At 59.3% G+C, this 25,271-nt stretch carries 25 protein-coding genes; 9 read left to right on the top strand and 16 right to left on the bottom strand.

Annotated elements, in window-relative coordinates:
• Positions 1-211 precede the first annotated feature (211 nt).
• From FHX16_RS21325 to FHX16_RS21310, 4 genes are all read left to right on the top strand, one after another.
• Complete coding sequence (locus FHX16_RS21325; RefSeq protein ID WP_183757141.1) at positions 212-1,222, top strand: Gfo/Idh/MocA family protein; 1,011 nt, start codon at positions 212-214, stop codon at positions 1,220-1,222.
• A 9-nt stretch (positions 1,223-1,231) separates the two neighbouring features.
• Complete coding sequence (locus FHX16_RS21320) at positions 1,232-2,335, top strand: Gfo/Idh/MocA family protein (protein WP_183757140.1); 1,104 nt, start codon at positions 1,232-1,234, stop codon at positions 2,333-2,335.
• Positions 2,332-2,745 (top strand): VOC family protein, encoded by a 414-nt coding sequence (locus FHX16_RS21315; RefSeq protein WP_183757139.1) that lies wholly within the window; start codon positions 2,332-2,334, stop codon positions 2,743-2,745. The genes FHX16_RS21320 and FHX16_RS21315 overlap by 4 nt, the downstream gene beginning before the upstream one ends.
• Before the next feature lie 114 nt (positions 2,746-2,859).
• The gene (locus FHX16_RS21310) at positions 2,860-3,111 is read left to right on the top strand and encodes a DUF2934 domain-containing protein (protein ID WP_183757138.1); all 252 of its coding nucleotides are present in this window, start codon (positions 2,860-2,862) and stop codon (positions 3,109-3,111) included.
• Between the two features lie 36 nt (positions 3,112-3,147).
• Here the strand turns inward: FHX16_RS21310 and FHX16_RS21305 are convergent, their stop codons facing one another.
• On the bottom strand, positions 3,148-4,512 hold the full coding sequence (locus FHX16_RS21305) for a Xaa-Pro aminopeptidase (RefSeq protein ID WP_259130249.1): 1,365 nt from the start codon (positions 4,510-4,512) through the stop codon (positions 3,148-3,150).
• A 153-nt stretch (positions 4,513-4,665) separates the two neighbouring features.
• On the opposite strand from FHX16_RS21305, the gene FHX16_RS21300 reads away from it, so the two are divergent.
• Positions 4,666-5,667: a LacI family DNA-binding transcriptional regulator gene (locus FHX16_RS21300; RefSeq protein WP_183757136.1), complete on the top strand. Its 1,002-nt coding sequence runs from the start codon at positions 4,666-4,668 to the stop codon at positions 5,665-5,667.
• A 37-nt stretch (positions 5,668-5,704) separates the two neighbouring features.
• On the opposite strand, the gene FHX16_RS21295 is transcribed toward FHX16_RS21300, so the two are convergent.
• The 5 genes from FHX16_RS21295 to FHX16_RS21275 are packed head-to-tail and all read right to left on the bottom strand — an operon-like array spanning position 5,705 to position 9,521.
• Entirely contained in the window at positions 5,705-6,496 is a 792-nt protein-coding gene (locus FHX16_RS21295; protein ID WP_183757135.1) for a transporter substrate-binding domain-containing protein, read from the bottom strand.
• Between the two features lie 19 nt (positions 6,497-6,515).
• The gene (locus tag FHX16_RS21290) at positions 6,516-7,433 is read right to left on the bottom strand and encodes a N(4)-(beta-N-acetylglucosaminyl)-L-asparaginase (RefSeq protein ID WP_183757134.1); all 918 of its coding nucleotides are present in this window, start codon (positions 7,431-7,433) and stop codon (positions 6,516-6,518) included.
• Between the two features lie 9 nt (positions 7,434-7,442).
• Positions 7,443-8,177, bottom strand: coding sequence for an amino acid ABC transporter ATP-binding protein (locus FHX16_RS21285; RefSeq protein ID WP_183757133.1), 735 nt, complete (start codon positions 8,175-8,177; stop codon positions 7,443-7,445).
• A 1-nt stretch (position 8,178) separates the two neighbouring features.
• Positions 8,179-8,850: an amino acid ABC transporter permease gene (locus FHX16_RS21280; protein ID WP_183757132.1), complete on the bottom strand. Its 672-nt coding sequence runs from the start codon at positions 8,848-8,850 to the stop codon at positions 8,179-8,181.
• Positions 8,850-9,521 carry an amino acid ABC transporter permease gene (locus tag FHX16_RS21275; RefSeq protein WP_183757131.1) on the bottom strand — a complete coding sequence of 224 codons (672 nt, stop codon included), beginning with the start codon at positions 9,519-9,521 and terminating at the stop codon, positions 8,850-8,852. The genes FHX16_RS21280 and FHX16_RS21275 overlap by 1 nt, the downstream gene beginning before the upstream one ends.
• Positions 9,522-9,734: 213 nt before the next feature.
• Between FHX16_RS21275 and FHX16_RS21270 the strand changes: the two genes are divergently transcribed.
• Positions 9,735-10,271 carry a hypothetical protein gene (locus tag FHX16_RS21270; protein ID WP_183757130.1) on the top strand — a complete coding sequence of 179 codons (537 nt, stop codon included), beginning with the start codon at positions 9,735-9,737 and terminating at the stop codon, positions 10,269-10,271.
• Between the two features lie 60 nt (positions 10,272-10,331).
• Here FHX16_RS21270 and FHX16_RS21265 read toward each other — a convergent pair whose 3' ends face one another.
• On the bottom strand, positions 10,332-11,780 hold the full coding sequence (locus tag FHX16_RS21265; RefSeq protein ID WP_259130243.1) for an FAD/NAD(P)-binding protein: 1,449 nt from the start codon (positions 11,778-11,780) through the stop codon (positions 10,332-10,334).
• Between the two features lie 268 nt (positions 11,781-12,048).
• On the opposite strand from FHX16_RS21265, the gene FHX16_RS21260 reads away from it, so the two are divergent.
• The 3 genes from FHX16_RS21260 to FHX16_RS21250 all read left to right on the top strand — a co-directional run bounded on the left by FHX16_RS21260 (position 12,049) and on the right by FHX16_RS21250 (position 14,694).
• The gene (locus FHX16_RS21260; protein WP_183863908.1) at positions 12,049-12,882 is read left to right on the top strand and encodes a MetQ/NlpA family lipoprotein; all 834 of its coding nucleotides are present in this window, start codon (positions 12,049-12,051) and stop codon (positions 12,880-12,882) included.
• 92 nt (positions 12,883-12,974) lie between these two features.
• Positions 12,975-14,060: a methionine ABC transporter ATP-binding protein gene (locus FHX16_RS21255; protein WP_183757128.1), complete on the top strand. Its 1,086-nt coding sequence runs from the start codon at positions 12,975-12,977 to the stop codon at positions 14,058-14,060.
• On the top strand, positions 14,041-14,694 hold the full coding sequence (locus FHX16_RS21250; RefSeq protein WP_183757127.1) for a methionine ABC transporter permease: 654 nt from the start codon (positions 14,041-14,043) through the stop codon (positions 14,692-14,694). Before FHX16_RS21255 ends, FHX16_RS21250 begins: the two co-directional genes overlap by 20 nt.
• On the opposite strand, the gene FHX16_RS21245 is transcribed toward FHX16_RS21250, so the two are convergent.
• The 9 genes from FHX16_RS21245 to hutI form a co-directional block, all read right to left on the bottom strand.
• A complete protein-coding gene (locus tag FHX16_RS21245; RefSeq protein ID WP_183757126.1) occupies positions 14,695-16,050 on the bottom strand; it encodes an LLM class flavin-dependent oxidoreductase in 1,356 nt (451 codons plus the stop codon).
• Between the two features lie 61 nt (positions 16,051-16,111).
• Positions 16,112-16,897 (bottom strand): ABC transporter permease subunit, encoded by a 786-nt coding sequence (locus FHX16_RS21240; RefSeq protein WP_246712685.1) that lies wholly within the window; start codon positions 16,895-16,897, stop codon positions 16,112-16,114.
• Positions 16,898-16,962: 65 nt separating this feature from the next.
• Positions 16,963-17,754: a taurine ABC transporter ATP-binding protein gene (locus FHX16_RS21235; protein WP_183757124.1), complete on the bottom strand. Its 792-nt coding sequence runs from the start codon at positions 17,752-17,754 to the stop codon at positions 16,963-16,965.
• A 69-nt stretch (positions 17,755-17,823) separates the two neighbouring features.
• A complete protein-coding gene (gene tauA, locus FHX16_RS21230; RefSeq protein WP_259130237.1) occupies positions 17,824-18,837 on the bottom strand; it encodes a taurine ABC transporter substrate-binding protein in 1,014 nt (337 codons plus the stop codon).
• A 375-nt stretch (positions 18,838-19,212) separates the two neighbouring features.
• Entirely contained in the window at positions 19,213-19,797 is a 585-nt protein-coding gene (locus FHX16_RS21225; protein ID WP_183757122.1) for a HutD family protein, read from the bottom strand.
• Between the two features lie 135 nt (positions 19,798-19,932).
• Positions 19,933-21,621: a urocanate hydratase gene (gene hutU / locus FHX16_RS21220; RefSeq protein WP_183863905.1), complete on the bottom strand. Its 1,689-nt coding sequence runs from the start codon at positions 21,619-21,621 to the stop codon at positions 19,933-19,935.
• A 25-nt stretch (positions 21,622-21,646) separates the two neighbouring features.
• Positions 21,647-22,447, bottom strand: coding sequence for an N-formylglutamate deformylase (hutG, locus tag FHX16_RS21215; RefSeq protein ID WP_183863904.1), 801 nt, complete (start codon positions 22,445-22,447; stop codon positions 21,647-21,649).
• Between the two features lies 1 nt (position 22,448).
• Complete coding sequence (hutH, locus tag FHX16_RS21210; RefSeq protein ID WP_183757119.1) at positions 22,449-23,984, bottom strand: histidine ammonia-lyase; 1,536 nt, start codon at positions 23,982-23,984, stop codon at positions 22,449-22,451.
• Positions 23,981-25,243, bottom strand: a complete 1,263-nt coding sequence (gene hutI / locus FHX16_RS21205) for an imidazolonepropionase (RefSeq protein ID WP_183757118.1) — start codon at positions 25,241-25,243, stop codon at positions 23,981-23,983. The genes hutH and hutI overlap by 4 nt, the downstream gene beginning before the upstream one ends.
• Between the last annotated feature and the right edge of the window lie 28 nt (positions 25,244-25,271).

Raw genomic sequence — 25,271 nt, 5'->3', positions numbered from 1 at the left:
CGCCGCCTTTGGTTCTAGCTTAGCAATCGAGCCATAACTAACTATTTAGATACTTTTTTTAACCATTAATATCAGATTGTTATGTCTTTTAATCGTTCGCTGCCCGGGCCACTGCGCCTTGACAGCCCAGGCGTTTCGCTGTCTCTTCGGTGAGAACGCACAACTCAGGCACCAAGACCGATTTGGGCATTTGCAGGAGGACAGTTCTGTTATGTTGAGATTTGCCGTCGTCGGAATCGACCATGGACACACCTTCGACCATGTGAAGGGCCTGCTTGCCGCAGGCGCGGAATTCGCAGGGTATTGCCCCCAAACATCGGTGCCTGCGCTTCTTGAAACCTTCAGTAAAACCTACCCCGATGCGCCGCAACTCGATCGCGACACGATCTTTGCCGATCCTTCCATCGACATCGTTTGCATCGCCGCCATCCCACGCGACCGTGCTGGACTGGCCGTCCGCGCGATGAACGCACGCAAGGATGTCATGACAGACAAGCCCGGGGTTACGACCTTCGCGCAGTTGGAAGAGGTAAGGCGCACCGTCGCGGAAACCGGTCGCATATTCTCGATCTGTTTTTCCGAGCGCCACTGTGTGCGATCCGCCGTAAAGGCAGGCAAACTCATCAAAGAAGGTGCGATCGGCACTGTCATCCAGACGCTCGGCATGGGGCCTCACAGGCTGCAGCTGCCAACGCGGCCGGACTGGTTCTTCGATCCCGATCAATTTGGCGGAATAATCGTTGACATTGCATCCCATCAGGTCGACCAGTTCCTGTTTTATACTGGTTCGAGACGTGCCGAAGTGGTGGCAAGTTCGGTCGGTAATTTCGGCATGCCCGACAAACCCGCCTTCCAGGATTTCGGTGAGGTATTGCTTCGCTCTGACAACGCCTCGGGCTATGTGCGTGTCGACTGGTTTACTCCGGAGGCCTTGCCGACATGGGGCGACGGCCGCCTGACAATCCTCGGTACCGACGGTTACATCGAGCTGCGAAAATATATCGATATTGCCGGACGCCCGGGTAAGGACCACCTCTTCCTCGTGAATGGCAAGGAGATGACCCACATCGATTGCTCTGCCGAGAAGCTCGATTATTTCGATGCCTTCATTGCAGATGTGCGTGACCGGACCGAAACAGCGATGCCTCAGGAACATGTGTACGAGGTATGCCGCCTTTCACTTGAAGCGCAATCAAAGGCCGCGCGCCTGGGTCATTGCTGAGGAACCCACATGCCCAAGAAGTTTCGCGTTGGTGTCATCGGAGCAGGTATCGCATCCCGCCACCTAACCGGGTTCGCGTGGAACAAGGACCTGTTTGACGTTGCCGTTCTTTGCTCGTTGGACGAGGAGCGTGGTCGGTCACTTTGTGATGAGTTTGGAATACCGGAATATACCCAGGATGCAGAAACGATGATCGCTCGTGCGGATCTCGACGTTATCGATATCTGCACTCCGCCAGGTTCACATTTCGAACTATGCCGCAAGGCGCTCGAAGCCGGAAAACACGTGATCTGTGAAAAGCCGCTGTTTGGCTCGATTGCAGAGGTGGACGAAATGGCCCGCATAGTGGCGCGCGCCGAAGGTCCGCAACTGATGCCTATCTTCCAGTACCGCTACGGATCGGGACTTCAAAAGCTGAAGATGCTGATCGATCTCGGCCTGACAGGTACTCCATTCCTCACCACAATCGAAACGCACTGGTGGCGTGGGCCAGACTATTATGCTGTGCCCTGGCGCGGGAAGTGGGTCACTGAGCTCGGAGGCGGTTTGCTTGGCCACGCAATTCACGCTCATGACATGCTGAACTACGTGCACGGCGCATGCTCCGAAATATTCTCCTACGGGGCGACACTCGTAAATCCGATCCAGGTTGAAGACACTGCAGCCATTTCGGTGAAGATGAAGAATGGATCCCTGGCAACGCTGTCGATGACACTCGGCTCCCGGAAGGAAATCTCCCGCCTGCGGTTCTGCTTCTCGGATCTCGTAGCAGAAAGTATCCTCGAGCCTTACACGATGGGTCGAGACCCATGGACTTTTATTGCCGGGACGGAGGACCACCAGAAGCGTGTCGATGACGCTCTGGCCGCCTATGTCGTCCACGAAGACGGTTACACGAGACAATTCGAACTCTTTCATCGTGCATTGACCACCGGTGGCGAGCCACCGGTAACCTTGGAGGACGCTCGCAACTCACTGGAACTGGTCACGGCGGCCTATCATTCGCAGCGGACCGGTAAGCCGACTTCGCTGCCAATCCTGTCTGATCATCCTCTCTACCGGTCCTGGTTGCCGGAGGAGGAGGATCGCCTGGCTTCCGGGTCTGAGGCATGATCAAGAGCTTCGAGCACGTCGGCATGGTGACTGGCCACATGGACCGGTCACTTGCCTTCTATTGTGATCTCCTGGGTCTGCGCCTGCGCTTGCGGAAGACAATGGCCAACGGCACGGAAGTGGCGTTTCTCGATACGGGCAATGGCATGCTCGAGATCTTCGCGCCGCCTGACGGCGCCGCTGCCGCTTTGGATCTGGCGCCCGCAACGTCGGGAGTCCTGCATATTACCTTCCTCGTTGATAGCGTCGATGAAAGTTTCGCCAAACTCGAAGCGGCCGGCGCGGCGGTAAGGGAGAGGCCCCGTCCCGCCGTGAATTCCGAGATAATCGATCGGGTGGCGTTCCTGCGCGATCCCGACGGTATCACCGTCGAACTCGCAGAACGGCGCAATGAGCTGAGCCCCGGTTGATCAATACGCCAAAGAGATGTCGCAGCAGGCGCTTTTTGCACTGCAGTAACGAACCAGTAATGCCCATTTGTCAGCCTGAAGGAATCGATACACCTTTCCACAGCTGAGGCCGGCATGTCACGCAGCAAGGACGACTGGATCAATCAACGCGCCTACGCACTCTGGGAATCCGAAGGGAGACCGAACGGCCGCAGTGGCGACCATTGGAGCCAAGCATCCAGCGAGTACCGCCAGCTCGAGTTGACCCGTGCGTCGGTCGACGGCAGCGAGCTTATCGAACGATTGCGGACGATGGGCCGCCTGATGCGCTCAAGCGACTTCAAAGTCATCGACGCCGACACATGCGAACAAAAGACCTCCGCGTAAAAGAAACACTCCGGCCCGTCGCGCCAATACATGGCTTCATTCTCGCACGAGAACGCTCCCCGACTTAAGCCAGAACGGCGGCAGATAAAGCGGTGTCGACGAAAGCGGAAGAATATTCTCGGAGAGTGTCACGCCGAGCTTGTTCGCCATGAAAGAACGCCGCAGAAGAATGCGCGCATGCATCTCCGGATGACGTTGACGTATCTCCTCGCGCATGTTGGCATCCGCGAAGGCCACCATGTCTTCGCAGTTGAGCGCCCAACCCGCGGGCATTGGTACTGGTATCACGTCAACCTGGAACGGCATGCCGGATCGCAAACGCTCAGTCGACCCGGGCCGTACTGGTGAATGCAGCCATTCCTCGTGGCTGCCGAGGTGACCAGGATTTAGAGCCGAGTCGAGACCCGCGGACTGAAGTTTCTCGGTAACCGCGGCGAAGAGGTCGCCGCCCGTCACGCCGATATCTGCCGTCTCGTACCACGTCGTCAAAGCCTCGAAGTAGGCTTTCGCAGGCTTCAGGAATGTTTCTTCATAGTCCGTTAGCAGCCCAGCGCGCGACGACAGCGCACCCCAGTAACCGAGTGCTGTCGTCACGCCATCGCCCTTTCTCAGTCGGCGCGACGTGGGGCTTCTCAGGCCGATGATGGTCTCGCCGACACTGGCTGAAGCAAACATTGTATGGACGTTCGTCGGATCTCCCTCGTAGCCGAGATGCCCAAGCGCCTGAAATTCCGTCTCGTTCTCCCGAGTTCCGGCAACGACCCTGAACAGCGCCTGCGAGCAACGCGCTGCCGCCCACTCAAACGCCGCGAGTTGATCGACATCGACAACTGCGCGATGACCATTCTCCGGATGCATGAGGATAGGGGTGGCATCAAGCAGTGTTCCCGCCGGGCCGATTACTCCCCGCAGCGCATTGACAATGAAATGCGGGACGAAGAAACTCTGGCCGTAGTCCTCATCCTCGTCAGGTCCGAGATATTTCCAGCCGACCAGGCCGACAGAATCGCCGCCCTTTAGTCCCGCATCGCGCAACCGATCGGCCAACTTCGGATCCTGACTGCGATCCTGCCCCATAAGGCTCAAGGTTTGCGCCCGCAGCACGGTGATCCCGGGGAGACCGGCGATTGCCGCATAGCTTTCGGACTCATTTCCGGTGATGATCACACGACGCCCTTCCGGACCAAGCAGCAGCAGGGCTTCCTCGAAGCGCGGCTCGAAACCGGTGAGATGCATGATATTTCCGAAGTGCTCACGGTCGGCATAGACCACAAGCCAGTCAGTCCGCGCGGCATTGAAGGCGGCAACCGCACGTAAATCATAAATTGCCGATGGAACCTGCGGCTGCGGTCCAATCGGGCCGAAATCGGGCAATGCAACAGGGGCTAGCGTGACAGACATCAAGTTCCTCCAAGCAAGTATCAAGGCATGGCAAAGGTGAAGGCAGAAAAAGCGTGAATAGTGGCGGGCCAGGCGCCGGGGAGCCGAAGATTAACATAGCCGAAGCACCGAGCGGTGCGATATCACCCTCTTAATGGTGGAAAGCTTTCGAACATGAATCATGACAGTAGCCGCGACGCCCCTCCCACGATTGCCGACGTTGCCCGTTTGGCGGGTGTCTCGCGTGCGGTAGCAAGCCGGGCACTTTCCAACGAACCCCGGCCGGTGTCCTCCGAGAAAAGAGAACGTGTAATCGCAGCGGCCACCCGCCTTGGCTACCAGCCGAACCTGCTCGCACAAAGCCTGACCACCAAGACAGTGAATCTCGTCGCCGTAGTGGTCAATCACATTCACGATCTCTCTGACCTCGATCTCTTTGACCGGCTCATCGATCAGATCCAGATCGTCGGCAAGCAGGTCATCTTGATCCGTATCGGATCGGTTGCGCGCGTCGAAGAGTTCTTGCGCAATGGGGTGGCCTATCATGTCGATGCCGCGTTGGTGTTTTCCGACTTTGCCGACGCGCCGACCGTGCGGCGGATGTTCCGCTCCGATCATGTCATCATGCTCAATGGCCTTCACGACCAGTACTCTCCCGTCATCATCCCCGACGAACGGGCCGGCATCGCCGAAGCGGTGGCTGACGCCGCATCGAAACGGGTTCGCAGTGCCGCTCTCGTTACGGGTCGTGCATCCTCTCCGGTCGAGCAGGCCCGCATTCGCTCTTACCAGGAGTGCTTCGCACGCTACGGGATCGACCTCATTCGAACAGTTCAGGGCGACTACTCCTACGAAAGCGGGCATGCGGCCGCCATCGAACTGACAGGGTTGAGCGCTCTCGATGCGGTGTTTTGCACGTCAGATGCGATGGCGATGGGAATCCTGGATGTCCGTCGGGTCGATTTTCCCGATGGCCGACCCACGCGCTTCCGGCTCTATGGTTTCGACAACCTGTCCCTGACCGATTTCGATGCCTATCCGATCTCGTCGATTGGCTATGACAAGGCGCTCTATGTCCGCCACATCGTCGATGCCGTTGCCAATCCCGGCATTTTCAAGACTTCCCAGCCCCCTGTGACTGTGCCGACCCGTTTCGTTCCCCGCCGGACCGCCTAGACGAAAACGGGCTGCCGGAAGGCAGCCCGTGGTAGCCCTACCACTGAGGGTTCAAGGCAGGAGGGTTAGATTCGGGACCCCACCACTTCTTGTAGTTCGCCGCATAGGCGCCCGACTGGATGTAATCGGAGACAAACATGTCGAGCCACCGCACGAATTCCGGGTCTCCCTTGGCGACGGCGATACCGATTGGATCGTTGGAGTAGAGGCCCGGCAGGGTCACGAGCGACGGATTTTTGGTCGCCAGATAATCGAGCAGCGAAGAATCTTCGATCGCCGCGTCGACGCGCTTCTGTTGCAATTGGAGGACGCCGTCTGGGGCAAACTGATCGACGTAGACAAGTTCTGCATCCGGGACAGCCGTTTTGAGGAAGCTCTCGCCCGTCGTTCCCCGACCAACGACGACCTTCTTCCCGGCGAGGTCCTTCAACTCCTTGATGCCCGAATCCTTCTGGACGATGACCCGCAAGCCGGCGCGATTGTAGGGGATCGTGAAGTTCACGGTCTTGGCGCGTTCCAGCGTTGCGGAGGTGTTGGCAACTGAGAGGTCAATCTGGCCTGAAACCAGCATAGAGATACGTGCATCGCCTGAAACGTCGACGAACTCCACTGGTACTCCGAGCTTCTGGGCGAGTTGCGTCGCGACATCGACATCGTAACCGACGGGATTGTTCTGCGCGTCACGGAAGCCGATCGGCTCGCCGCCGAGCGAGACTCCGATGCGAACGGTTCCGCGCGATCGGATATCGTCGATCATTCCCGCAAACGACGGGAGAGCAGAACCTGCCACAATGGCGAATGCGGCAAGTGTAGTCAGAATGCGCTTCATGTTTTCATTCCCTCTTTGATTATGCCTGTTTCGCTACCCGCAGTTCCGGTTCGGGCATCGAGTCCTCCCAGAGCCAGTAGCGAATTTCGCCCTCGCATCTGAAGTTCACGACCTCGTGGTTTCCCTTCGCATCGACCGCATGGATCACGACGCCCGCCAGGAAGCCCGAGGAAAGTTCATTGAGCTCGTCGATAGCGAGTTTCACCGCGTCAGTGAGTGAATAGCCGAGCTTCATTGCAAGGACGACCGTGCGAGCCGTCGAACAACGCATTGTCATTTCTCCAGTGTGCGTGCAGGCGGCAGCCCCATAGCGACTATCAGCGTAGAAACCGGCACCCGGAATCGGGCTATCGCCAAGGCGGCCAGGATATTTCCATGCCCAGCCAGAAGTTGACGTCGCCGCGTGGATGCCGCGTGCAGGATCCGCCGACAGGAACACCGTGGTGTCCCGAACGCGCTCCGGATCGGTAATCGCGCGGCTCAACGGCGCGAGCGGTATGTCCGGAAATTTCGCGAGGTCCTCCGCCGACAGCTCCTTTTCCAGCCGCTCCCACCAGACCCTCTTGCTGTCTTCGAACAACACGTCATCCTCTGCGAAGCCGATCTCGGTGGCAAAGCGCCGGGCGCCGTCACCGGTCAGCATGACGTGCGGGAGGCGCTTCATAACTTCATGGGCAAGACGTGCGACCGGCAGCGTGTTGGGCACGGCCCCGACAGTCCCGACTTCGCGGGTGTTGCCGTCCATGACCGCGGCATCAAGCTCCATATTGCCAAGCATGTTGGGCCAGCCGCCATAACCCACGCTCCGCACTTTCACTTCGCTCTCGACCTTGCCGATCCCGGCGACCATTGCATCGAGACTGTTTGCACCATCGCGCAGCATTTCAACGGACGTCGGAAAACCCGGCCAGGCTTCTTTGTTGGCCAACAGCAGCATCTAGCACCTCTAATCTTTGCGCATCTTGGAAAGGAACTGGGCGACACGCGGTTGCGCCATGCCACCACTGTTGTCGAAAAAGTCTTTTGTCGGGAGATCGACCAGCAATTTGCCCTTGTCGAGAAACACGATCCGGTCCGAAATCTGCCTGGCAAACTCGACCTCGTGCGTGACGAAGAGCATCGTCGTCCCGTCCTGGGCGAGCTTGGCTAGAATTGTGAGCACTTCCGCTGTCATCTCCGGATCAAGCGCGCTGGTCACTTCATCCAACAGCAGGTAGCGAGGCTGCATCGCAAGCGCGCGGCAGATGCCGACGCGCTGGCGCTGACCGCCAGAAAGTTGCGCCGGGTAGGCATCGGCCCTGCCGCCCAGTCCGACCGATTCCAGAAGGGCGCGCGCCCTGGCTTCAGCCTCGCCGCGGGGCTTCTTCAGCACTTCGATCGGCGCAAGCGTGATGTTGCCGAGCACAGTCATATGCGGATAGAGGTTGAACAACTGGAAGACCGTGCCGGAGCGTTTCCGCGCTTCGGCAAGCTCCTTCGGCATGCTGACGTCGAATTCATCGACCATGATCCGGCCGCCGCTGAGCCTTTCCAGCCCGTTGATGCAGCGGATCAGCGTCGACTTCCCCGACCCCGAGGAGCCAAGAATCGAAACAACCTCGCCAGGCGCAATCGTCAGATCGACACCGTCGAGCACAGGCGTCTGACCGAAGGACTTCCTTACGTTTTCAACTCTTATCATTTCAGAGCCCTCTCCAGGCGCTATGGGCGCGGAGGCGTTTTTCGAAGCGCGATCCCGCATAGGCGACCAGCTTGGCGGCGGCGAAGTAAAGCAGGCCAACAGCCGTCCAGACGACAAATGGCTTTAGGGTGCGCATGTTCAGGATGTTGCCGATCTTGGTCAGGTCGACAACGCCGATAACCGAGATCAGCGACGTGACCTGCAGCTGGTTGACGAGGAGAGCGATCAGAGGCCCGACCGCAAATGCAGCCGCCTGTGGCGCGACGATATGACGAAGCACCTGCCGGCGGCTTAATCCAAAGACACGCGCCGCTTCGAGCTGATCCCGGCCGATTGACTCGATGCCCGAGACCGCAATGACGTAGACGAAGGCGGCTGTGTTGGCGGAAAGGGTGATCGCCGCCGCCGTGACGGGCGTGACGCGGATGTGGAGAAGGCCAGGCAGGCCGAAAAACACCAGGAACAGCTGCACCAGAACCGGTGAATTCTTCAGCAGCTCGGAAAAGAAGGTGATGCACGCGCTCAACACCGGCACGCAGTAGTAACGCACGATCGCCCACGCGATTCCGATCACCAGTCCGATCAGGGACGTTCCTAGGAAAAGGGCCAGATTGACGCCGAGCCCTTGCGCGAGAAGGACGAGGTCGAACGCCGTGAAATCAGTAAAACGCATCAGGTAACAGCCTCCATCATGTCACGGTTGAGGCGGCGGTGGAGGAGCGCAATCGCGAGAGAGACGAGGTAGGTCAATGCCGCATAGACCACGAGGAGAACAACGTAGACTTCAAAGGGGCGGTACGTCTGCGATACGACGATCTGCGCAGAGCCGGTGAGCTCATTCAGAGTGATCGTCGAGAGGATCGAGGAGGTGAGGATCATGTTGATGAGGACCGAGCCGAGGGGGCGCACCGACGTGCGCAGCGCGATCGGCAGGACAATCCGCGTGAACAAAACGCGCCGCGACAGGCCGCTTACCTCAGCAGCTTCGATGATGCCCTGATCGATAGCCAGAATGCCTGCACGGATGACGTCGGAGGCATAGGCGCCGCCTGCGATCGACAGCGCAATCACGCCTGTTGTAAACGCGTCAATGTAGATGCCGACCTCGGGCAGACCATAGTAGAAGAAGAACAGCTGCACGATGAAGGGCACATTGCGGAAAATGTCGACGTAGAGGCAGGAGACCCGCTGCAGAAGTGCCGAGGAGGAAGTCCGTGCGATCGCCACGAATGCCCCCATCACGACGCTTCCGATGAGGGCCAGTGCGCATGCCTCTGCCGTCAAAAGCGCGCCATGCGCGAGAAAGCCGAGATGGGGCAAGAGAACCGAAAGATCGAGCCGCACGAACTATCCGTATTGCGAGTGAAACCGGTTTCACCGTGAATTGGCAAGCTGGAATTGTCAAGAACGTAATGTCGTTCTCCCTCGCGTTTCCTATCCTCGCTGTGATGAGATGGCTTGGAGCAATCTGACAACCTAAAGGAGGATCAGGACGGCCGGGTGCGTTACCCTGCGACTCGCAATAAGACGATAGCAACCGACAACACGAGCATGATCATGAGCCAAATCCCCAAGATCGAATACGCCACCGCCTCGCGCGAGATTCAGGCAGCGCACGACGAAGAGGTGAGGGTTCGCGGTCGCATGACGAACATGAAGCGGACACTCCTGCATTCGCCGGTGGCGCACCGGATTTACGCTGAATGGTTCACGCTTCGCGCCGAACTCGCGTCCATTCCCGATCGACCCATCTGGATCTTTTCCCATTCGATTTCGAAAGCAGCGCGCTCAAAGATCGCCGTCGGCTTCTTCCGCCGGGCGTTGATCAATGCAGGCTTCAATCCGGACGCAATGGTGCTCTCGGAAGAAGAGGCCATTCTTGACCGCTTCGGAAATGCCATCGTCGCCAATTCCAACGCGATCCCCGCGGAAATCTGGACCAGCCTGAAGGAGCGCTACGATGATAAGACGCTCGTCGACCTTGTGGCATTTGCTGGTATCATGCTCGCGACTGCGACATTCAACAACGTGGTCGAGGTCGACTTCGATCCAGAACTTGAACCGTTCATGGTGACACCGGGTTCCGCGCCATGACAGACGGGCTCTCAGATGGCCTGAAGGCAGGCTTGTGCCAAAGGCCCCGATACGCGCTGTTCAGTTTCGAGCCGGCATCCGAAGTGCTGTCACCTTCGTGGAAAGCTCGCTCGCCACGAAGACCGCATGTTCAGTGATCTGAGGCAAGCCCATCAACTCTCCGAACGTACCTCGCGCCAGCGGCCCGGAAACGAGCAGAGTCGCGTCGGGCAATCCATCGGCATCCAGCGCCTCCGAGCGCTCGGAGCATGCGATGCCGAGGCCGGTTGGATCGAGTTGCAAGTGCGACTGAGCGCGCATCGTTGAAAGCCAGGCTTGACTGTCCAGGATCCCGCCATGTGCCGGACCGGTTGTGACGACGACGGCATCGAAGCACCGCTGCAATGAGGGGCCGCTGCGTCGTCGAAGCGCGACGTGGATCGACCCGCCTTCAAAATGGACCTTGCCGACGGACGCCGCCAGGACCTCCATCCTGCCTTCCGCGATTGCCTGTTCCAACACATCCTCAACCTGCGGCGCGATCCGGAACCGATGGACATCCCAAAAGGGTCTGATGTGACGCACAATCCTGCATCGCTCCGACATGGGTAATTTCTGCCAGAGGGCGCGCCCATGGGTACGGACCTGGTCGATGACCGCATGCCAAGTCAGTCCGGCGGCCTCGGCCTCGGTGATCGCCAGACGTATGCTTCGGAGGAGGGCGGTGGCGCTGTGGGTTGGGGTTGCTTCGAAGTCCCCAAACGGATCTTGCGGCCAGGGCGAATGCCCTCTCGATCGCAATCCCCGACGTGAAATCGAGGTGATCTGGCCGCGGTGACCGGTGCGTGCCAGCGAAGCGACAATGTCGGCCGCCGTAAGGCCGTTGCCGATAATCAGCAGCCTGTCATTCGGACGAATGTGCCCCAGAGCTTCAATACGGGTCGAATCGGGCACAAAACGATGATGTCCCTCGAGAACGCGCAGGGCACCCGGCACCGACGGTGAGGGATGACTGGTGGCTATAACCAGGAAATCGGCAAACACCTGACCGCCCTGGATGTCGGCAATGCGCCAGAGCAATCCGTCGCGGCACACGTCGACAACGAGCGCGCGCCGATGGCGCACTGCTCCCGTTTCAACATAAGGGGCGAGAGCTGAAGCAATGTAAGAGCCAAAGACCTGGCGGCGCGGGAAAAGGTTGCCGTCTGGCCGGAAAGCTTCGGGATCGTCGGCGACCGCATCCTCGCGCGCGATCCATTCCAGGAAATCCTCGGGCCGGTCGGGCAGCAGGCTCATGCGCGCAGCGGGGACATTGATGCGATGGGCAGGATCGGTCGTATCGTAAGCGAGCCCTCTGCCGAGTTCAGAACGTGGTTCAAACACGACGATCGCGGGTGCTTGCTCGCCCATGGTACGCACAAGGTGATAGGCAACGCCAGCACCAGACACGCCTCCACCAACAACCACAACAACGGGGTGGCGTGTCTTGCCGCCGTTATTTCGTCCGGTTGTCACGCTGTCGTGGTCCAATGCACGCGATTCCGATGACCTTGGTGGGGGAAGGCGCGTTTGTCCTTCGCGCCCGGATGGTTTAACCTAGAATGGGCCGAAGAACCGAGCAATGGCAATATTCTACCAAATCAGTAGAATTTTTATCCCCCACTTGCGCCCGTCGGCCGAAGAGTTTTTCCGTGCTGCAGCGCAATAGAGATGGGCTTGCTTGGTTTATTTTCACCAGTTTTGGAACTATCCGGCTGTTCGAGGCTCGCCTCACCAATTCAAGACGGGAAACACCAAAATGAACAAGAAGACGTCCAAACCAAGCCTCGCGCGCCGCACCACCCTTGCTGTGATGGCCGCCTCTACTATCGCTCTGATCGCCCTGGCAACGCCGTTTACTGCCTTCGCCGAAGACAAATCTATTAAAGTTGGCATCATGAGTGGCGAGGACGAAGATGTCTGGCGAGTCGTGACAGCCGAAGCCGCAAAGAAAGGCCTGACGGTCGAAACGGTCGTCTTCAACGACTACACGCAGCCGAACGAGGCGCTGGAGCGCGGCGAAATCGACGCAAACGCTTTCCAGCACAAGCCATACCTCGACAACCAGGTTGAACAGCATGGCTACCACATAGTCCCTGTTGGATATACCGCGGTATGGCCGATCGGTCTTTATTCCAAGAAGCACAAGGCGGTCGCCGAGATTGGTGAAGGCGCGACGATCGGTGTCCCCAACGATCCCTCGAACGAAGGCCGTGCACTGCGGGTCTTGCAGAACGAAGGCATTATCAAGCTGAAGGATGGCACGGGAATTCTTGCAACAGTCACTGACGTTACCGAGAATCCAAAGAACGTCGAAATCAAGGAGCTTGATGCCGGCGTGGTCGGCCGCGCCATCGATGATCTGGATGCAGCCGTGGTAAATACCGACTGGGCACTGAAGGCCGGCCTGTCCGCAGCTGACCGTATTGCGCAGGAGCCGATCGCCGATAACCCGTACCGCAACTTCATTGCCGTCAAGCAGGGCAGCGAAAACGAAGCCTGGGTCAAGACGCTTGTATCGTCCTACCAGAACGACACGGTTAAGGCGGAGTTCGACAAGGTGTATAAGGGAACCGGCGTCAGCGCCTACTGATCGACATTTGCGCCACGCAGCGGGTGCATGAACAAGGCGGCCCGGGCGTTCCCAGCCCGGGCCGCCTTGAGCGTTTTCCGAAAGGATAGAAGATGAATTCAAATGTATCGGCCGCCACAATCGAGGCTTCGCCAGCGGTAAAGGGCGAAGAGGTCGTCCGCCTCGTCGATGTCCACCGGCACTTTGGTACGACTGCCGCCCTGGATGGAATATCGCTCACCGTTCACAAGGGCGAAATTCTCGGGATCATCGGGCGAAGCGGGGCCGGAAAATCCACGTTGATCCGCTGTCTGAATGGCCTAGAGCGTCCGGACAGCGGTTTGATCGAAATCGAGGCACGCGGCATCGTCGGTCTCGACGAAAAGGAACTGCAACCCCTTCGGCGCCGTGTCGGGATGATTTTCCAGCACTTCAACCTGCTGGCATCGAAAACCGTCGAAGAGAATGTTGCGCTCCCTCTGAAGATCGCTGGCGCTGGAAAGTCGGAGCGCCTGCAACGCGCGCATGAACTGCTCGAGCTCGTCGGTCTTGCCGACAAGGCGAGGGCCTATCCTTCATCCCTATCCGGTGGTCAGAAGCAGCGTGTCGGCATCGCCCGCGCACTCGCAGCCCGTCCGGCGTTGCTTCTGTCTGACGAAGCGACATCCGCGCTCGATCCTGAGACGACGCGATCCATCCTGGCCCTGCTCAAGGACATCAACCGCAAGCTTGGGCTCACGATCATCCTCATCACCCACGAGATGGAAGTTGTCCGAAGCATAGCAGATCGTGTTGCGGTCATTGACGCTGGCCGCATCGCGGAAGAAGGACAAGTCTGGTCTGTATTTGCCGATCCAAAAGCAGCGATCACCAAGAGCCTGCTGTCTGGCAGCCGGCCGCAATTGCCTGAACATATAGCAGCACGCCTGTCGCCCACATCGGGCGATGAAGCCATCCTCAGCATCGACATGGCGGGCCCCGTGGCACAGGGCGCGGTTTTTGCCGACTTGTCCACAGCACTTCCGCAATCCTTCCGCCTTGTCCACGGCGGTATCGACCATATTCAGAACCAGCCTGTGGCGCGGTTCTTTATCGCCGTGCCGACCCGCGACCCGGCCTTGAGAGACAAGGTCCTGCAATTTCTGAAAGCCCGCTCGGCGCGGGTGGAGGTTCTCGGTTATGACACCGATCATGTTTAATCTTCTGCTTCGCTCGCTTTGGGAAACGATCCTGATGACCGGCGCATCGGGGCTCATCTCGCTGGTCTTCGGTCTACCGCTCGGGCTGGCGCTGGTTCTCACCAACAAGGGCGGCATAGCCCAAAACGCGTGGATTAACGGTATCCTTGGCGCCATCATCAACGGTTTTCGATCCGTTCCCTTCATCATCCTGCTGGTGGCGCTGATCCCGTTGACGCGTCTTATCGTCGGTACGGCTTTGGGAACGTGGGCAGCGATCGTGCCGCTCGCGATTGCAGCAACACCTTATTACGCGCGTATCGCGGAAGTATCCCTGAGAGAAGTAGACCGCGGCCTGATCGATGCCGTGCGCGCCATGGGGGGCAATGGGTGGACGATCATTCGCGAAGTGCTGGTTCCAGAAGCGCTCCCCGGGATTGTCGCCGGGTTCACCGTTACCCTCGTGACCCTGATCGGAGCGTCTGCAATGGCGGGGGCGATCGGTGCCGGCGGACTTGGTGATCTCGCCATACGCTACGGCTACCAACGCTTCGAGACTGCCGTAATGGTCGCTGTTGTTGCCGTGCTGATCGTCCTGGTCTGCGGCATCCAGTGGCTTGGCGATCGGCTGGTCGCCAGGCTGGACCACAAGTAATCAATGCCGGAACGCGGCGGCAGGGTGCCCAGGCGGCAACCTGCCGCTCTTGCCAAACAGCTTTTGTCTCAGGGCGCCCTGCGCATAATCTGCCTTGAATAGCCCGCGCTCCTGCAACTCCGGGATCACGAGATCGACGAAGTCAAGCAGGCTTTCCGGAGCAACGGTACGCGCGAGATTGAAGCCATCTATGCCGCCATCGGCAATCCATTCCGCCAGTCGGTCCGCGACCTGAGCGGGTGATCCGACAATTGGCTTCATCCGACTACCAAGCACCATGTGGTCAATGATCCGGCGCAGTGTCATGGGCGTCGGCGCATCCTTGGTGATCGCGGCGAGTGCCGACTGATTGGCATTGGTCGACGCCTGCGTGATGGGGTCGTCAAGACCGTATTTGGAGAGATCAACGCCAGTCGAAGCCGCGTAGTGTGCAAGAGACGCCTCCACGTTGGCATGCGTGCGGTAGTCCTGGAGCTTGTCCCGCGCCTCCTTCTCGGTCCGGCCAACAACAATTGTAACAAGCTGCAGAACGCGCAGGGCATCTGGTCCGCGTCCGAACGCCTCGGCCTTTGCCCGCAATGCCTCAACGGGCCGGCAGACTGCCTGCGGGGTTGGCGCGGCAACGAAGACACACTCGGCATGCCTGGCGGCGAAATCCTGCCCACGAGCGGAGGCTCCCGCCTGGAAGAGTAGCGGCGTGCGCTGCGGTGAGGGTTGTGAAAGATGAAACCCCTCAATTTTGTAGTATTGCCCCTCGTGCTTCATGGCACGAACCTTTGCAGGGTCGGCGAAAATTGCACGGACCTTGTCGCCAACGAATGCATCGTCGTCCCAGCTTCCCTCCCAGAGCTTGTAGAGAATTTCGAGATATTCTTCTGCCGCATCGTAGCGCGCGTCGTGTTCCGGCAACTTCTCCAAACCCATTGCCCGCGCTGCGCTGTCGAGGTAGCCGGTGACGATGTTCCACCCGATCCGACCCTTTGTCAGGTGGTCGAGCGTCGACATGCGCCGTGCAAGGAGGTAAGGCGGTTCGAAAGTCGTGTTGACTGTCACTCCGAAGCCGAGGTGCCTGGTGACGTAGGCCATGGCCGCGATCGGCACCATGGGGTCGTTTACAGGGAGTTGGGCAGCAGCCTGGATGACCGGCGCCGCACTGTTCTTGTAAACGTCGTAGACGCCGAGGATATCAGCCAGGAATATCCCATCGAGCTTTCCGCGCTCGGCAGTTCGGGCAAGATCCACCCAGTAATCGAGATCCGTGTAGTGAAGCGAGGTATCGCGTGGGTGGGTCCACATGCCGTGATTGATATGGCCGACGCAGTTCATGTCGAAGGCAAAGATCTGCATCTGTTTCATTGCGGTCGATCCCCGTCGTGACAGAAAGGGCGCCCCGTCAGGGACGTGGCAGGCGTTCGCGCTAGATCTTACCTTTCCACGGAACGAGGGTTGCTTCCAAGATCCGAACGGCGAGGCTGAACGCGAATGCACAGGCAGCGATTATCCCGATGCCGACGAAGACGACGTCGGTCGCGAGGAACTGGGAAGCTGACATGATCATGTACCCGATGCCGCGATTTGAGGCGATAAGTTCCGCTGCAACAAGCGTGCCCCAGCCGACGCCGAACCCGATGCGAATGCCTGTGAGGATCTCCGGAAGTGCAGATGGCAGAACGATGCTGACAACCAGCTGCCAGTGCCGGGCACCGAGGGATCGCGCCGCATTGATGCGTTCGATCGGCAACGAGCGAACCCCGGCCTGGGCGGAAAGACAGATCGGAGCGAAAATTGCAAGGACGAGAAGCGTCACCTTCGACGTCTCGCCAATTCCGAGCCAGATGATCATCAATGGCAGATAGGCAAGCGGCGGTAGCGGCCAGTAGAATTCGATCGGCGTATCGAAGATGCCCTTTGCCCACCGGTTGAGACCCATCAGCAGGCCAATCGGGATGCCGGCAGCGATCGCAATGGCGGCCGCCGCGGCGATCCTGAAGAGACTTGCAGAGACATGTTCACCGAGAGAGGCGCCGGCATAACCGTCCCTGTAAACCGTGCCGATCTGGGTCAGTACCTCCTGTGGTGCCGGGAGGAAGAGACGCGGAACCAGTCCGAGCCTTGCAACCAGCCACCATGATGTGAGCAGCACGACTGCTGTCGCGAGGCTGATGAGGAGCGTACTTCCTTCCCCGGCGCCGAACCCCTTCATGTCCACTGTGTTGGGCTGCTCCTGTGTGGGCCGGACGAGGAGCCCGGCAGTCTCGATGGTGTCACTCATTCCGCCGCACTCCTGATTTGATCGGACCCATGCAGGATTCCCCGGATTTCTTCTCGCAAAGTCGCAAACTGCGGCGCCATCTTGATGGCTCCAGCGTCGCCGGCTCGCGCGAACTCGCTGACAAAGTCGAGATCAAAGCGCGCTACGATGCGACCAGGTCGCGGAGACATAACCACGACTTGCGTGCCGAGAAACAGCGCTTCCTCGATCGAATGGGTGATGAAGAAGATCCGTTTTCGTGTGGCTTTCCAGATGGATATGATCAGTTCTTGCATCTGTTCCCGCGTCAGGCTGTCGAGCGCGCCGAATGGCTCATCCATCAGTAGCACCTCAGGATCGGCAGCCAGAGACCGGGCAATTCCTACACGCTGGCGCATGCCTCCTGACAGTTCGTAGGGAAATGCGTCAGCGAAATCGCTCAGGCCCACGAGAGAGAGCAACTCCATCGCACGAGCTCTGCGTTCAGCCTTTGAAACTCCCGCAAACTGCAGTCCAAGCGCGACGTTGCCAAGGACCGACTTCCATGGCAGCAGCGTGTCTTTCTGGAACACGACTCCCCGGTCTGCTCCCGGACGCGTGACGGGGCGCCCGTCAAGGGTGATGGCGCCTGACGAGAGCGGCAGGAATCCCGCTATCGCGTTGAGCAGCGTGGACTTGCCGCAACCCGAGGCTCCAAGTGCCACGACTAAGCTGTTGTCGGGAATATTGAGTGAAACTCTATCAAGAGCATGGACCGTCCGGCCGTCTCGCGTTCTGAAAAAGACGCTGGCTTGATCGACTTTGAGCATATGTAATCTCTTCGTCAGTGACGCCGGCGCCTCTCGCGCCAGCGTGCAGAGGTGATTTGAATTGTGTTTTCAGTTGTTTGCGTCGACGACTGCATCTGGCGTAACAAAGGCAGCGTAGCTCGGCAGGACTTCGGTTACCTTGCCCTGGTCCTTCAAAAAGGCGGCGGTATCCTTGAGGATTCTGGCGGCACCCGACTTGTCGCCGCCGCCAAGCCAGGCCTCGGATGCCTGCACCTCAGGCGTAAGAAGAGTGAGGTTCTTCAGCGCGGAAGCTTGCTGCTCGGCAGTTCCGCCCAAAGTCTTGGCAAGCAACCGTGCATTCTCGCTATCGCCATCCCAGGCCTTCTTGTCTGCCGCGAACGAGGCGTAATAGGTGTTGATGACGCCGGCAAAACTCTTCAAGAACGCGGGGTTTTCATCAGCAAACTTCGATGCGGCGACCCAGGCGGAGAAAGTGGGCGCACCCCGGTCCGCAACGTCCTTGGATGTGACCAGAACCTTGCCGTTCTTTTTCAGTTCGGTCAGTGCCGGATCCCAGACGAAACCGCCGTCAATATCGCCGCGGTTGTAGCTCGCAACAATCTCCGGCTGCGGAATGGCGAAGACCTGTACATCCTTTTCTGTCAACCCGATGGACCTGATCAAAGCAAGGAGCTGGTAGTGATCCGTGGAGACAGGAGCCGCGGCAAGCTTCTTGCCCTTTAGGTCGGAGACCGACGAAATCCCGGAGCCGTTGCGGACGACGAGCGCTTCATCGACGCCAGAAATGGATGAGAGGTAGAAGGCCTTGACCTCCAGTCCGCGTGAGGTTGCTGCCGCAAACGGGCTCGAGCCGACGTAGCCGACCTGAACATCACCAGCAGCGATGGCGGCAAAGATCTCTGCACCCGAGTTGAACTTGCGGAAGTCGATCTCATAGCCGGTTGCCTTGGCAAACTCACCATTGGCGATGGCGACCGATGACGGAAGCGCGTCGGTCTGATATGCGACAACGACTTTCTTTTCCGCTGCCCCTGCAAGAAATGGTGTCAGCAGGCTGGCCGACCCTAGGGCCACTGCCACCAAAAGTGTTCTCAATTTCATGTTTCGTCCCCTTGCGGCTGAACATCGTCACCGCGTGAAGTTGTTTCGACACGGAGACACTAGGGCAGGGACTTGCTCCCACACAGCTAAAACCATCTAATTTATAGACTATAGAAACAATATTGTTTTGGCATGAGTTAGGGGGGCGAACGGCTGAACCTTGGGCTGTTTGCGCCTGCCAATGGTCATGTTGATGGAAACGGAGCGACACGTGGTCAGGCACGCTCATGCCAGATGAGGGGTCCTATAAGCAGGCTGTCGTGATTGATCCGGCTGGTGATTGGATAGCCACTCGTTGTGCACGGCCGGACCCCACCGTATCGGACGTGCCTGCCACCAACCTAGCTGCTCCACAATCGATCGAGATCTGGGGTCTCAGAGCGAATTGATGGAGATGAGAAAGCAGGGCGCTTCGCCGTGGAGTGTGACGTCCACCCCTCTGGCCCCCTTCAGGAGGATTGTGTCGCCTGGTTCAAGTTCGACATGTTGGTCGCTCCATTCGACTGCAAGCGCAGCCTGGCGGCAGAGCAGAAGACAGGTCTGAGCCTCGGGTCGCATGGATGTAGTCGAGTTGACAGCCAGTCTCTCCACCCGATGCCGCAGCATGTTGCGGCGCGTCATGACGTTGAGGTCCGTGATCGGACCATCTGGCAACGCTGCAGACACGGCAACATCGGCCGGAAAGGCGAGGGGAGCGCTCTCTTGTGTCAGCAATACAGGAGCGTGTCCATCGATCGCCAGCGACATTCCGTTTCCCTCGAGGATCGACAGCGTCCGGTCGACGCCGGCAAAGATCGAGAACGGTCCATCCGTGGCAACGATTGCCATGCTGATGCGCCAATCAAAATCGCTTATCGGCGCCCCCTCTGGCGAAACCGCGATCTCGATGGTTTCGCCCCCGCCGTTCTTCCACGGCATACGGCGATAGGTCCTGGACTTGAGCACGGTTGCGCGGATCATTTTCGTTCCTGGATTGCAAGGACGACGGAGTGATTGGTCGCGTCCACGCCGAAGATTGAGGAGGTTGTCACGGTCACGATGAAGGCTTTTTTCGGGTAATCGGGCCCCATCGGATTTGGGGCCCGGTATCCTTCATCAGTTCCCGAGAATTGCCGGCAGGCGCAAGCCTTGCTCCCTGGCACAATCAAGGGCGATCTCGTAGCCCGCGTCAGCGTGACGCATGACGCCTGTCGCCGGGTCGTTCCAGAGGACACGCTCGAGGCGGCGAGCTGCATCGTCGGTGCCATCGGCGCAGATCACCATGCCGGAATGCTGGGAGAAGCCCATGCCGACGCCGCCACCGTGATGAAGCGATACCCAGGTGGCACCTGACGCGGTATTCAACAGAGCATTCAGAAGCGGCCAGTCGGATACGGCATCCGAGCCGTCCTTCATCGCTTCGGTCTCACGGTTCGGGGAGGCGACAGAACCGGAATCCAGATGATCACGGCCGATAACGATAGGAGCTTTCAGCTCACCGTTCCGGACCATCTCGTTGAAAGCAAGGCCGAGACGATGGCGATCGCCAAGACCGACCCAGCAGATGCGTGCCGGCAGGCCCTGGAATGAGATCCGCTCTCTCGCCATGTCAAGCCAGTTGTGGAGATGCTTGTTGTCGGGAAGAAGTTCCTTCACCTTCGCATCTGTCTTGTAGATATCTTCCGGGTCGCCAGAGAGTGCAGCCCAGCGGAACGGACCAATACCTCGGCAGAACAGTGGCCTGATATAGGCTGGCACGAAGCCCGGGAAGGCGAATGCATTCTCCAAACCTTCGTCCTTGGCGACCTGGCGGATATTGTTGCCATAGTCGAGTGTCGGGACGCCCGCATCCCAGAAGGCAACCATTGCCTCGACCTGCTGCTTCATGGAGGCGCGCGCAGCAGCTTCCACAGCCTTCGGATCACTTTCGCGCTTGGCCTTAGCCTCCTCGACCGTCCAGCCAGCGGGCAGGTAACCGTTGCGCGGGTCGTGCGCCGACGTCTGGTCAGTCACCATGTCGGGGCGTGGGCCGCCCGCCTTCATGCGACGAACAAGCTCGGGAAAGATTTCCGCGGCATTGCCGAGGAGACCCACCGATTTTGCTTCCCCGGCCTTCGTCCACTTGTCGATGAGAGCGAGCGCCTCGTCGAGTGTCTTTGCCTTTTCGTCGACATAACGCGTACGAAGGCGGAAATCGATGCGGGTCTCGTCGCATTCGACCGCAAGGCAGCAGGCTCCCGCCATGACAGCCGCAAGCGGCTGAGCCCCACCCATGCCGCCGAGACCGCCGGTAAGAATCCATTTTCCCTTGAGGTTGCCATTGTAGTGCTGGCGTCCAGCTTCGACGAATGTCTCGTACGTACCCTGTACGATCCCCTGCGTACCGATGTAGATCCAGGAACCGGCCGTCATCTGGCCGTACATGGCAAGACCCTTCTTGTCGAGCTCGTTGAAATGATCCCAGGTCGCCCAATGCGGGACAAGGTTCGAGTTTGCAATCAGAACACGCGGGGCATCCTTGTGTGTCCGGAACACGGCAACCGGCTTGCCAGACTGCACCAGCAGCGTCTCATCCTCGCTCAGCGTCTTCAGGGTCGCCGTGATACGATCGAAGTCGTCCCAGGTGCGGGCTGCCCGGCCGATGCCGCCATAAACCACGAGCTCGTTCGGATTTTCGGCCACGTCAGGGTCGAGGTTGTTCATCAGCATGCGCAATGGCGCTTCTGTCATCCAGCTCTTGGCAGTGAGCTCGTTGCCGCGCGGCGCGCGGATTTCACGGATGTTGTGGCGTGGATTGGATGTCATGCGTGTTCCCCTTGTGGAGTGATTTCTAGCGTTTCAGGCCCTGAGCGATCTGTTCGATCCGCAACAGGATGTCTTTCAGATGTATCCGCAGGCGGTCGGCCTTATGGCTGTCGTAGGCAAACGGTGTCGCTTCGGTCTCAAGATGGGTTGATTGCGCAAGCTCCATCTGGATGGCATGTACTCCCGTTTCCGGACGACCATAGTGGCGGGTGGTCCAGCCACCCTTGAAGCGGCCGTTGAGCACGCTGTCATAGCCTTCGGCGGCTCCGACAACGGTCAGCGTCGCCTGCTCGATCGCGCCATCGCAGGTCTTGCCCATGTCCGTCCCGATGTTGAAGTCTGGCAACTTGCCTTCGAAGAGGAACGGGATGTGGGAGCGAATGGAGTGGCAATCGTAAAGGATTGCCACACCGTGGTCTGCTCTGACGCGCTCGATTTCGGCGGCAAGCGCCGCATGATAGGGCGCATGAAAGTCCCGCACCCGCAGAGCGATGTCGGCCTCGCGCGGCGACTCGCCATCTTTCCAGATCGCTTGCCCATCGAAGTCCGTTTCCGGGACCAGACCCGTCGTATTCTGCCCGGGATAGAGGCTTCGCCCCTGAGGATCACGGTTCGCGTCGATAACATACCGATGGAAAGTCGCGCGAACACTCGTAGCGTCGGCGAGGAGGCCGTCGTAGAGCCGATGGATATGCCAGTCGGTATCGGCAAGTTTCCTGCCATTGTCATTCAGGCGATCCCAGATGCCCGCAGGGACGTCGGTCCCGGTATGAGGAAATGCGAGGATGACCGGCGAGGTCCCCTGCCTGACTTCGAACACGGACATGTCAAGCCTCCAGGACCGGAAGAATGCCGCGCGACACAGATGCATTGAGTGCACCGGTCGCAATGAGATCGCCCGCTGCCTGAAGGTCGTTGGCCATGTAACGGTCGAGATCCAGCGTCGAAACTGCGCTGCGGATCGCGGTCAGTGCCTTCTGCAACTCCGGACTGGTCGAAAGCGGCGCACGGAATTCGACCCCCTGGGCCGCCGACATTGCTTCGATGCCGATAATGCTGAAGAGATTGTCGGTCATCTGCAGCAGGCGTCTGGCACCGTGGCAAGCCATCGACACATGGTCTTCCTGATTGGCGGAGGTCGGCGTTGAATCGACGGAGGCAGGGTGGGACATCTGCTTGTTCTCAGACATCAACGCCGCGGAGGTGACTTCCGCGATCATCAAGCCGGAATTCAGCCCCGGCTTTTTTGCAAGGAAGGCTGGCAATCCATAGGATAGCGCAGGATCGACCAGCAAGGCGATGCGTCGCTGCGCGATCGCTCCGATTTCGCATATTGCGAGCGCAATCTGGTCAGCCGCAAATGCCACCGGCTCGGCGTGGAAGTTGCCGCCCGAGACAACAGAGTTGTCGGACAGCACCAGAGGGTTGTCCGTTACTGCGTTGGCTTCGGTCTCCAATGTCCGCGCAACCATCCGCAGGAGATCCAGGCAGGCGCCGTCGACCTGCGGCTGGCAGCGGATACAGTAGGGATCCTGAACCCGCTCGTCGCCCTCGATATGGCTTTGACGGATCACGGAGCCTTCGAGAAGCGCTCGAAGCGACGCGGCCGTATCGATCTGCCCCCGATGACCGCGCAAGGTGTGGATATCCGGGTGGAATGGTGCGGACGAGCCCATTGCCGCGTCAGTGGACATGGCACCGGTGATCAGGGCTGCCTGTGCTGCGCGATGCGCCCGGAAGAGCCCGGCCAGCGCAAGAGCTGTCGAGGTCTGCGTACCGTTGATCAACGCAAGCCCTTCCTTTGCGGCAAGGACAACCGGCTTCAGGCCGGCTTTCTCGAGAGCCACATGACCGGAAAGACGAGCGCCTGCAAAAAAGGCTTCGGCTTCTCCCATCATGACGGCCGCCATGTGGGCGAGTGGGGCAAGGTCTCCCGACGCGCCCACGGAGCCTTTTTCTGGAATGACGGGGATCACGCCCCTTTCCAGCATGCCTTCGATCAACCGGACCAGCTCGAGTCGAACCCCGGAGGCGCCACGGCCCAGGGAGACCAGCTTGAGGGCCATGATCAAACGGACGACGTTCTCGGGCAGTGGTGCGCCGACGCCGCAGCAATGCGAGAGGATAAGATTGCGCTGAAGCGTGGCCACATCAGCGCTGTCGATCTTGATCGACGCAAGTTTCCCGAAACCGGTATTGATGCCATAGACAGGCTGATTGCCGGCAGCGATTTCGGCAATACGCGCTGCCGCCTTGGCGATACCAGCATCAAACGATGCGTCCAGCCTGGCCGGCTCTCCGGTCCAGTAAATGGTCTCGAGCTGCTTGAGAGAAACGGTTCCGGGATGAAGGGTAATGGTCAATGGTCGATCCTTTCGCCCTTGAAGACATGTGCGTGAAGCGGATTAAAGCCGATGCGGTAGACGAGCTCTGCCAGGCTCTCCACATCCCAGACGGCGAAGTCCGCCGATTTGCCGGTTTCGAGAGTGCCCGTTTCGTCAAGCAGCCCAAGAGCCCGCGCGCCCTCGCGCGTGACCCCCGCAATGCACTCCTCCACGGTCAGGCCGAAGAGGGTGGCGGACATGTTCATCGTCAGCAGCAACGACGTCAGCGGCGAGGTGCCCGGATTGCAATCCGTCGCGATGGCAATGTGGGCGCCAGCGTCTCGCAGTGCCTGCAGGGGGGGCTTCTGTTTTTCGTTGATGGCATAGAATGCACCCGGCAACAGGACGGCAACCGTCCCGGCCTCAGCCATCGCGCGAGCGCCCTCCGGATCAAGATATTCCAGGTGATCGGCAGAAAGCGCCTTGTATGAGGCTGCGAGCTTCGCGCCCCCGAGGTTTGACAACTGCTCGGCGTGGAGCTTGACCGGCAGACCGAGGGCGGCTGCCCGATCGAAGACTCGAGTGATCTCCGCGGTTGAGAACGCGATCGTCTCACAGAATCCGTCGACGGCATCGACAAGGTGCTCTGCATGGGCATTTTGCAAAGCCGGGATGACTACGTCGGTGATGTAGTCGGCATTGCGCCCTTTGTATTCGACCGGAGTGGCGTGAGCACCAAGATAGGAGGTGACGACCCGAACCGCACGGACGCGTTCGAGCCGGCGCGCAGCGCGCAGCATCTTGAGCTCACCGTCGACGCTCAATCCATAGCCAGACTTGATCTCGATGGTGGTCAGACCTTCGGAAAGAAGCGTATCCAGTCTGGGAAGCGCTGCTTCCACGAGGCCTTCCACCGAGAGCGCGTTCGTCGCCTTGACGGAGGAGACAATCCCACCACCAGCCCGTGCAATCTCCTCATAGGTAGCCCCTTGGAGGCGCATCTCGAATTCGCGGGCGCGGTTGCCCCCGTAGACGATATGGGTATGGCAGTCCACCAGACCGGGTGTAACCCAGCGGCCTTCGAGATCGGTGATCTGTGCCCGCTCGATTGCCGCCACCGGCAGGTCGGCCTCCGGGCCGACAAAAGTTAGACGGCCATTCTCGGTGACAATGGCACCCTTTTCGATGATGCCGAGACCCAATTTTTGCTGCTCGAGCGTCGCCAATCGCGCGTTCCGCCACAGATGTGGACGGAGATCTCCGGATGCGTCGCCGGTTGAAATTTTGTTCCCAGTCATCAGCTTTGCGCCTTCCCTTATGTGGAAA

Origin of the sequence: Rhizobium sp. BK661 (genome assembly GCF_024808825.1) — a bacterium.
Taxonomy (GTDB): domain Bacteria; phylum Pseudomonadota; class Alphaproteobacteria; order Rhizobiales; family Rhizobiaceae; genus Rhizobium.
This window is presented reverse-complemented; position numbering and strand designations above follow the sequence as displayed.

What these genes read in the sequence shown, in the direction of transcription:
- FHX16_RS21325 (WP_183757141.1), top strand. Translation starts at nt 212, where the DNA reads ATGTTGAGATTTGCCGTCGTCGGAATCGACCATGGACACACCTTCGAC.
- FHX16_RS21320 (WP_183757140.1), top strand. Translation starts at nt 1,232, where the DNA reads ATGCCCAAGAAGTTTCGCGTTGGTGTCATCGGAGCAGGTATCGCATCC.
- FHX16_RS21315 (WP_183757139.1), top strand. Translation starts at nt 2,332, where the DNA reads ATGATCAAGAGCTTCGAGCACGTCGGCATGGTGACTGGCCACATGGAC.
- FHX16_RS21310 (WP_183757138.1), top strand. Translation starts at nt 2,860, where the DNA reads ATGTCACGCAGCAAGGACGACTGGATCAATCAACGCGCCTACGCACTC.
- FHX16_RS21305 (WP_259130249.1), bottom strand. Translation starts at nt 4,512, where the DNA reads ATGTCTGTCACGCTAGCCCCTGTTGCATTGCCCGATTTCGGCCCGATT.
- FHX16_RS21300 (WP_183757136.1), top strand. Translation starts at nt 4,666, where the DNA reads ATGAATCATGACAGTAGCCGCGACGCCCCTCCCACGATTGCCGACGTT.
- FHX16_RS21295 (WP_183757135.1), bottom strand. Translation starts at nt 6,496, where the DNA reads ATGAAGCGCATTCTGACTACACTTGCCGCATTCGCCATTGTGGCAGGT.
- FHX16_RS21290 (WP_183757134.1), bottom strand. Translation starts at nt 7,433, where the DNA reads ATGCTGCTGTTGGCCAACAAAGAAGCCTGGCCGGGTTTTCCGACGTCC.
- FHX16_RS21285 (WP_183757133.1), bottom strand. Translation starts at nt 8,177, where the DNA reads ATGATAAGAGTTGAAAACGTAAGGAAGTCCTTCGGTCAGACGCCTGTG.
- FHX16_RS21280 (WP_183757132.1), bottom strand. Translation starts at nt 8,850, where the DNA reads ATGCGTTTTACTGATTTCACGGCGTTCGACCTCGTCCTTCTCGCGCAA.
- FHX16_RS21270 (WP_183757130.1), top strand. Translation starts at nt 9,735, where the DNA reads ATGAGCCAAATCCCCAAGATCGAATACGCCACCGCCTCGCGCGAGATT.
- FHX16_RS21260 (WP_183863908.1), top strand. Translation starts at nt 12,049, where the DNA reads ATGAACAAGAAGACGTCCAAACCAAGCCTCGCGCGCCGCACCACCCTT.
- FHX16_RS21255 (WP_183757128.1), top strand. Translation starts at nt 12,975, where the DNA reads ATGAATTCAAATGTATCGGCCGCCACAATCGAGGCTTCGCCAGCGGTA.
- FHX16_RS21250 (WP_183757127.1), top strand. Translation starts at nt 14,041, where the DNA reads ATGACACCGATCATGTTTAATCTTCTGCTTCGCTCGCTTTGGGAAACG.
- FHX16_RS21245 (WP_183757126.1), bottom strand. Translation starts at nt 16,050, where the DNA reads ATGAAACAGATGCAGATCTTTGCCTTCGACATGAACTGCGTCGGCCAT.
- FHX16_RS21240 (WP_246712685.1), bottom strand. Translation starts at nt 16,897, where the DNA reads ATGAAGGGGTTCGGCGCCGGGGAAGGAAGTACGCTCCTCATCAGCCTC.
- FHX16_RS21235 (WP_183757124.1), bottom strand. Translation starts at nt 17,754, where the DNA reads ATGCTCAAAGTCGATCAAGCCAGCGTCTTTTTCAGAACGCGAGACGGC.
- tauA (WP_259130237.1), bottom strand. Translation starts at nt 18,837, where the DNA reads ATGAAATTGAGAACACTTTTGGTGGCAGTGGCCCTAGGGTCGGCCAGC.
- FHX16_RS21225 (WP_183757122.1), bottom strand. Translation starts at nt 19,797, where the DNA reads ATGATCCGCGCAACCGTGCTCAAGTCCAGGACCTATCGCCGTATGCCG.
- hutU (WP_183863905.1), bottom strand. Translation starts at nt 21,621, where the DNA reads ATGACATCCAATCCACGCCACAACATCCGTGAAATCCGCGCGCCGCGC.
- hutG (WP_183863904.1), bottom strand. Translation starts at nt 22,447, where the DNA reads ATGTCCGTGTTCGAAGTCAGGCAGGGGACCTCGCCGGTCATCCTCGCA.
- hutI (WP_183757118.1), bottom strand. Translation starts at nt 25,243, where the DNA reads ATGACTGGGAACAAAATTTCAACCGGCGACGCATCCGGAGATCTCCGT.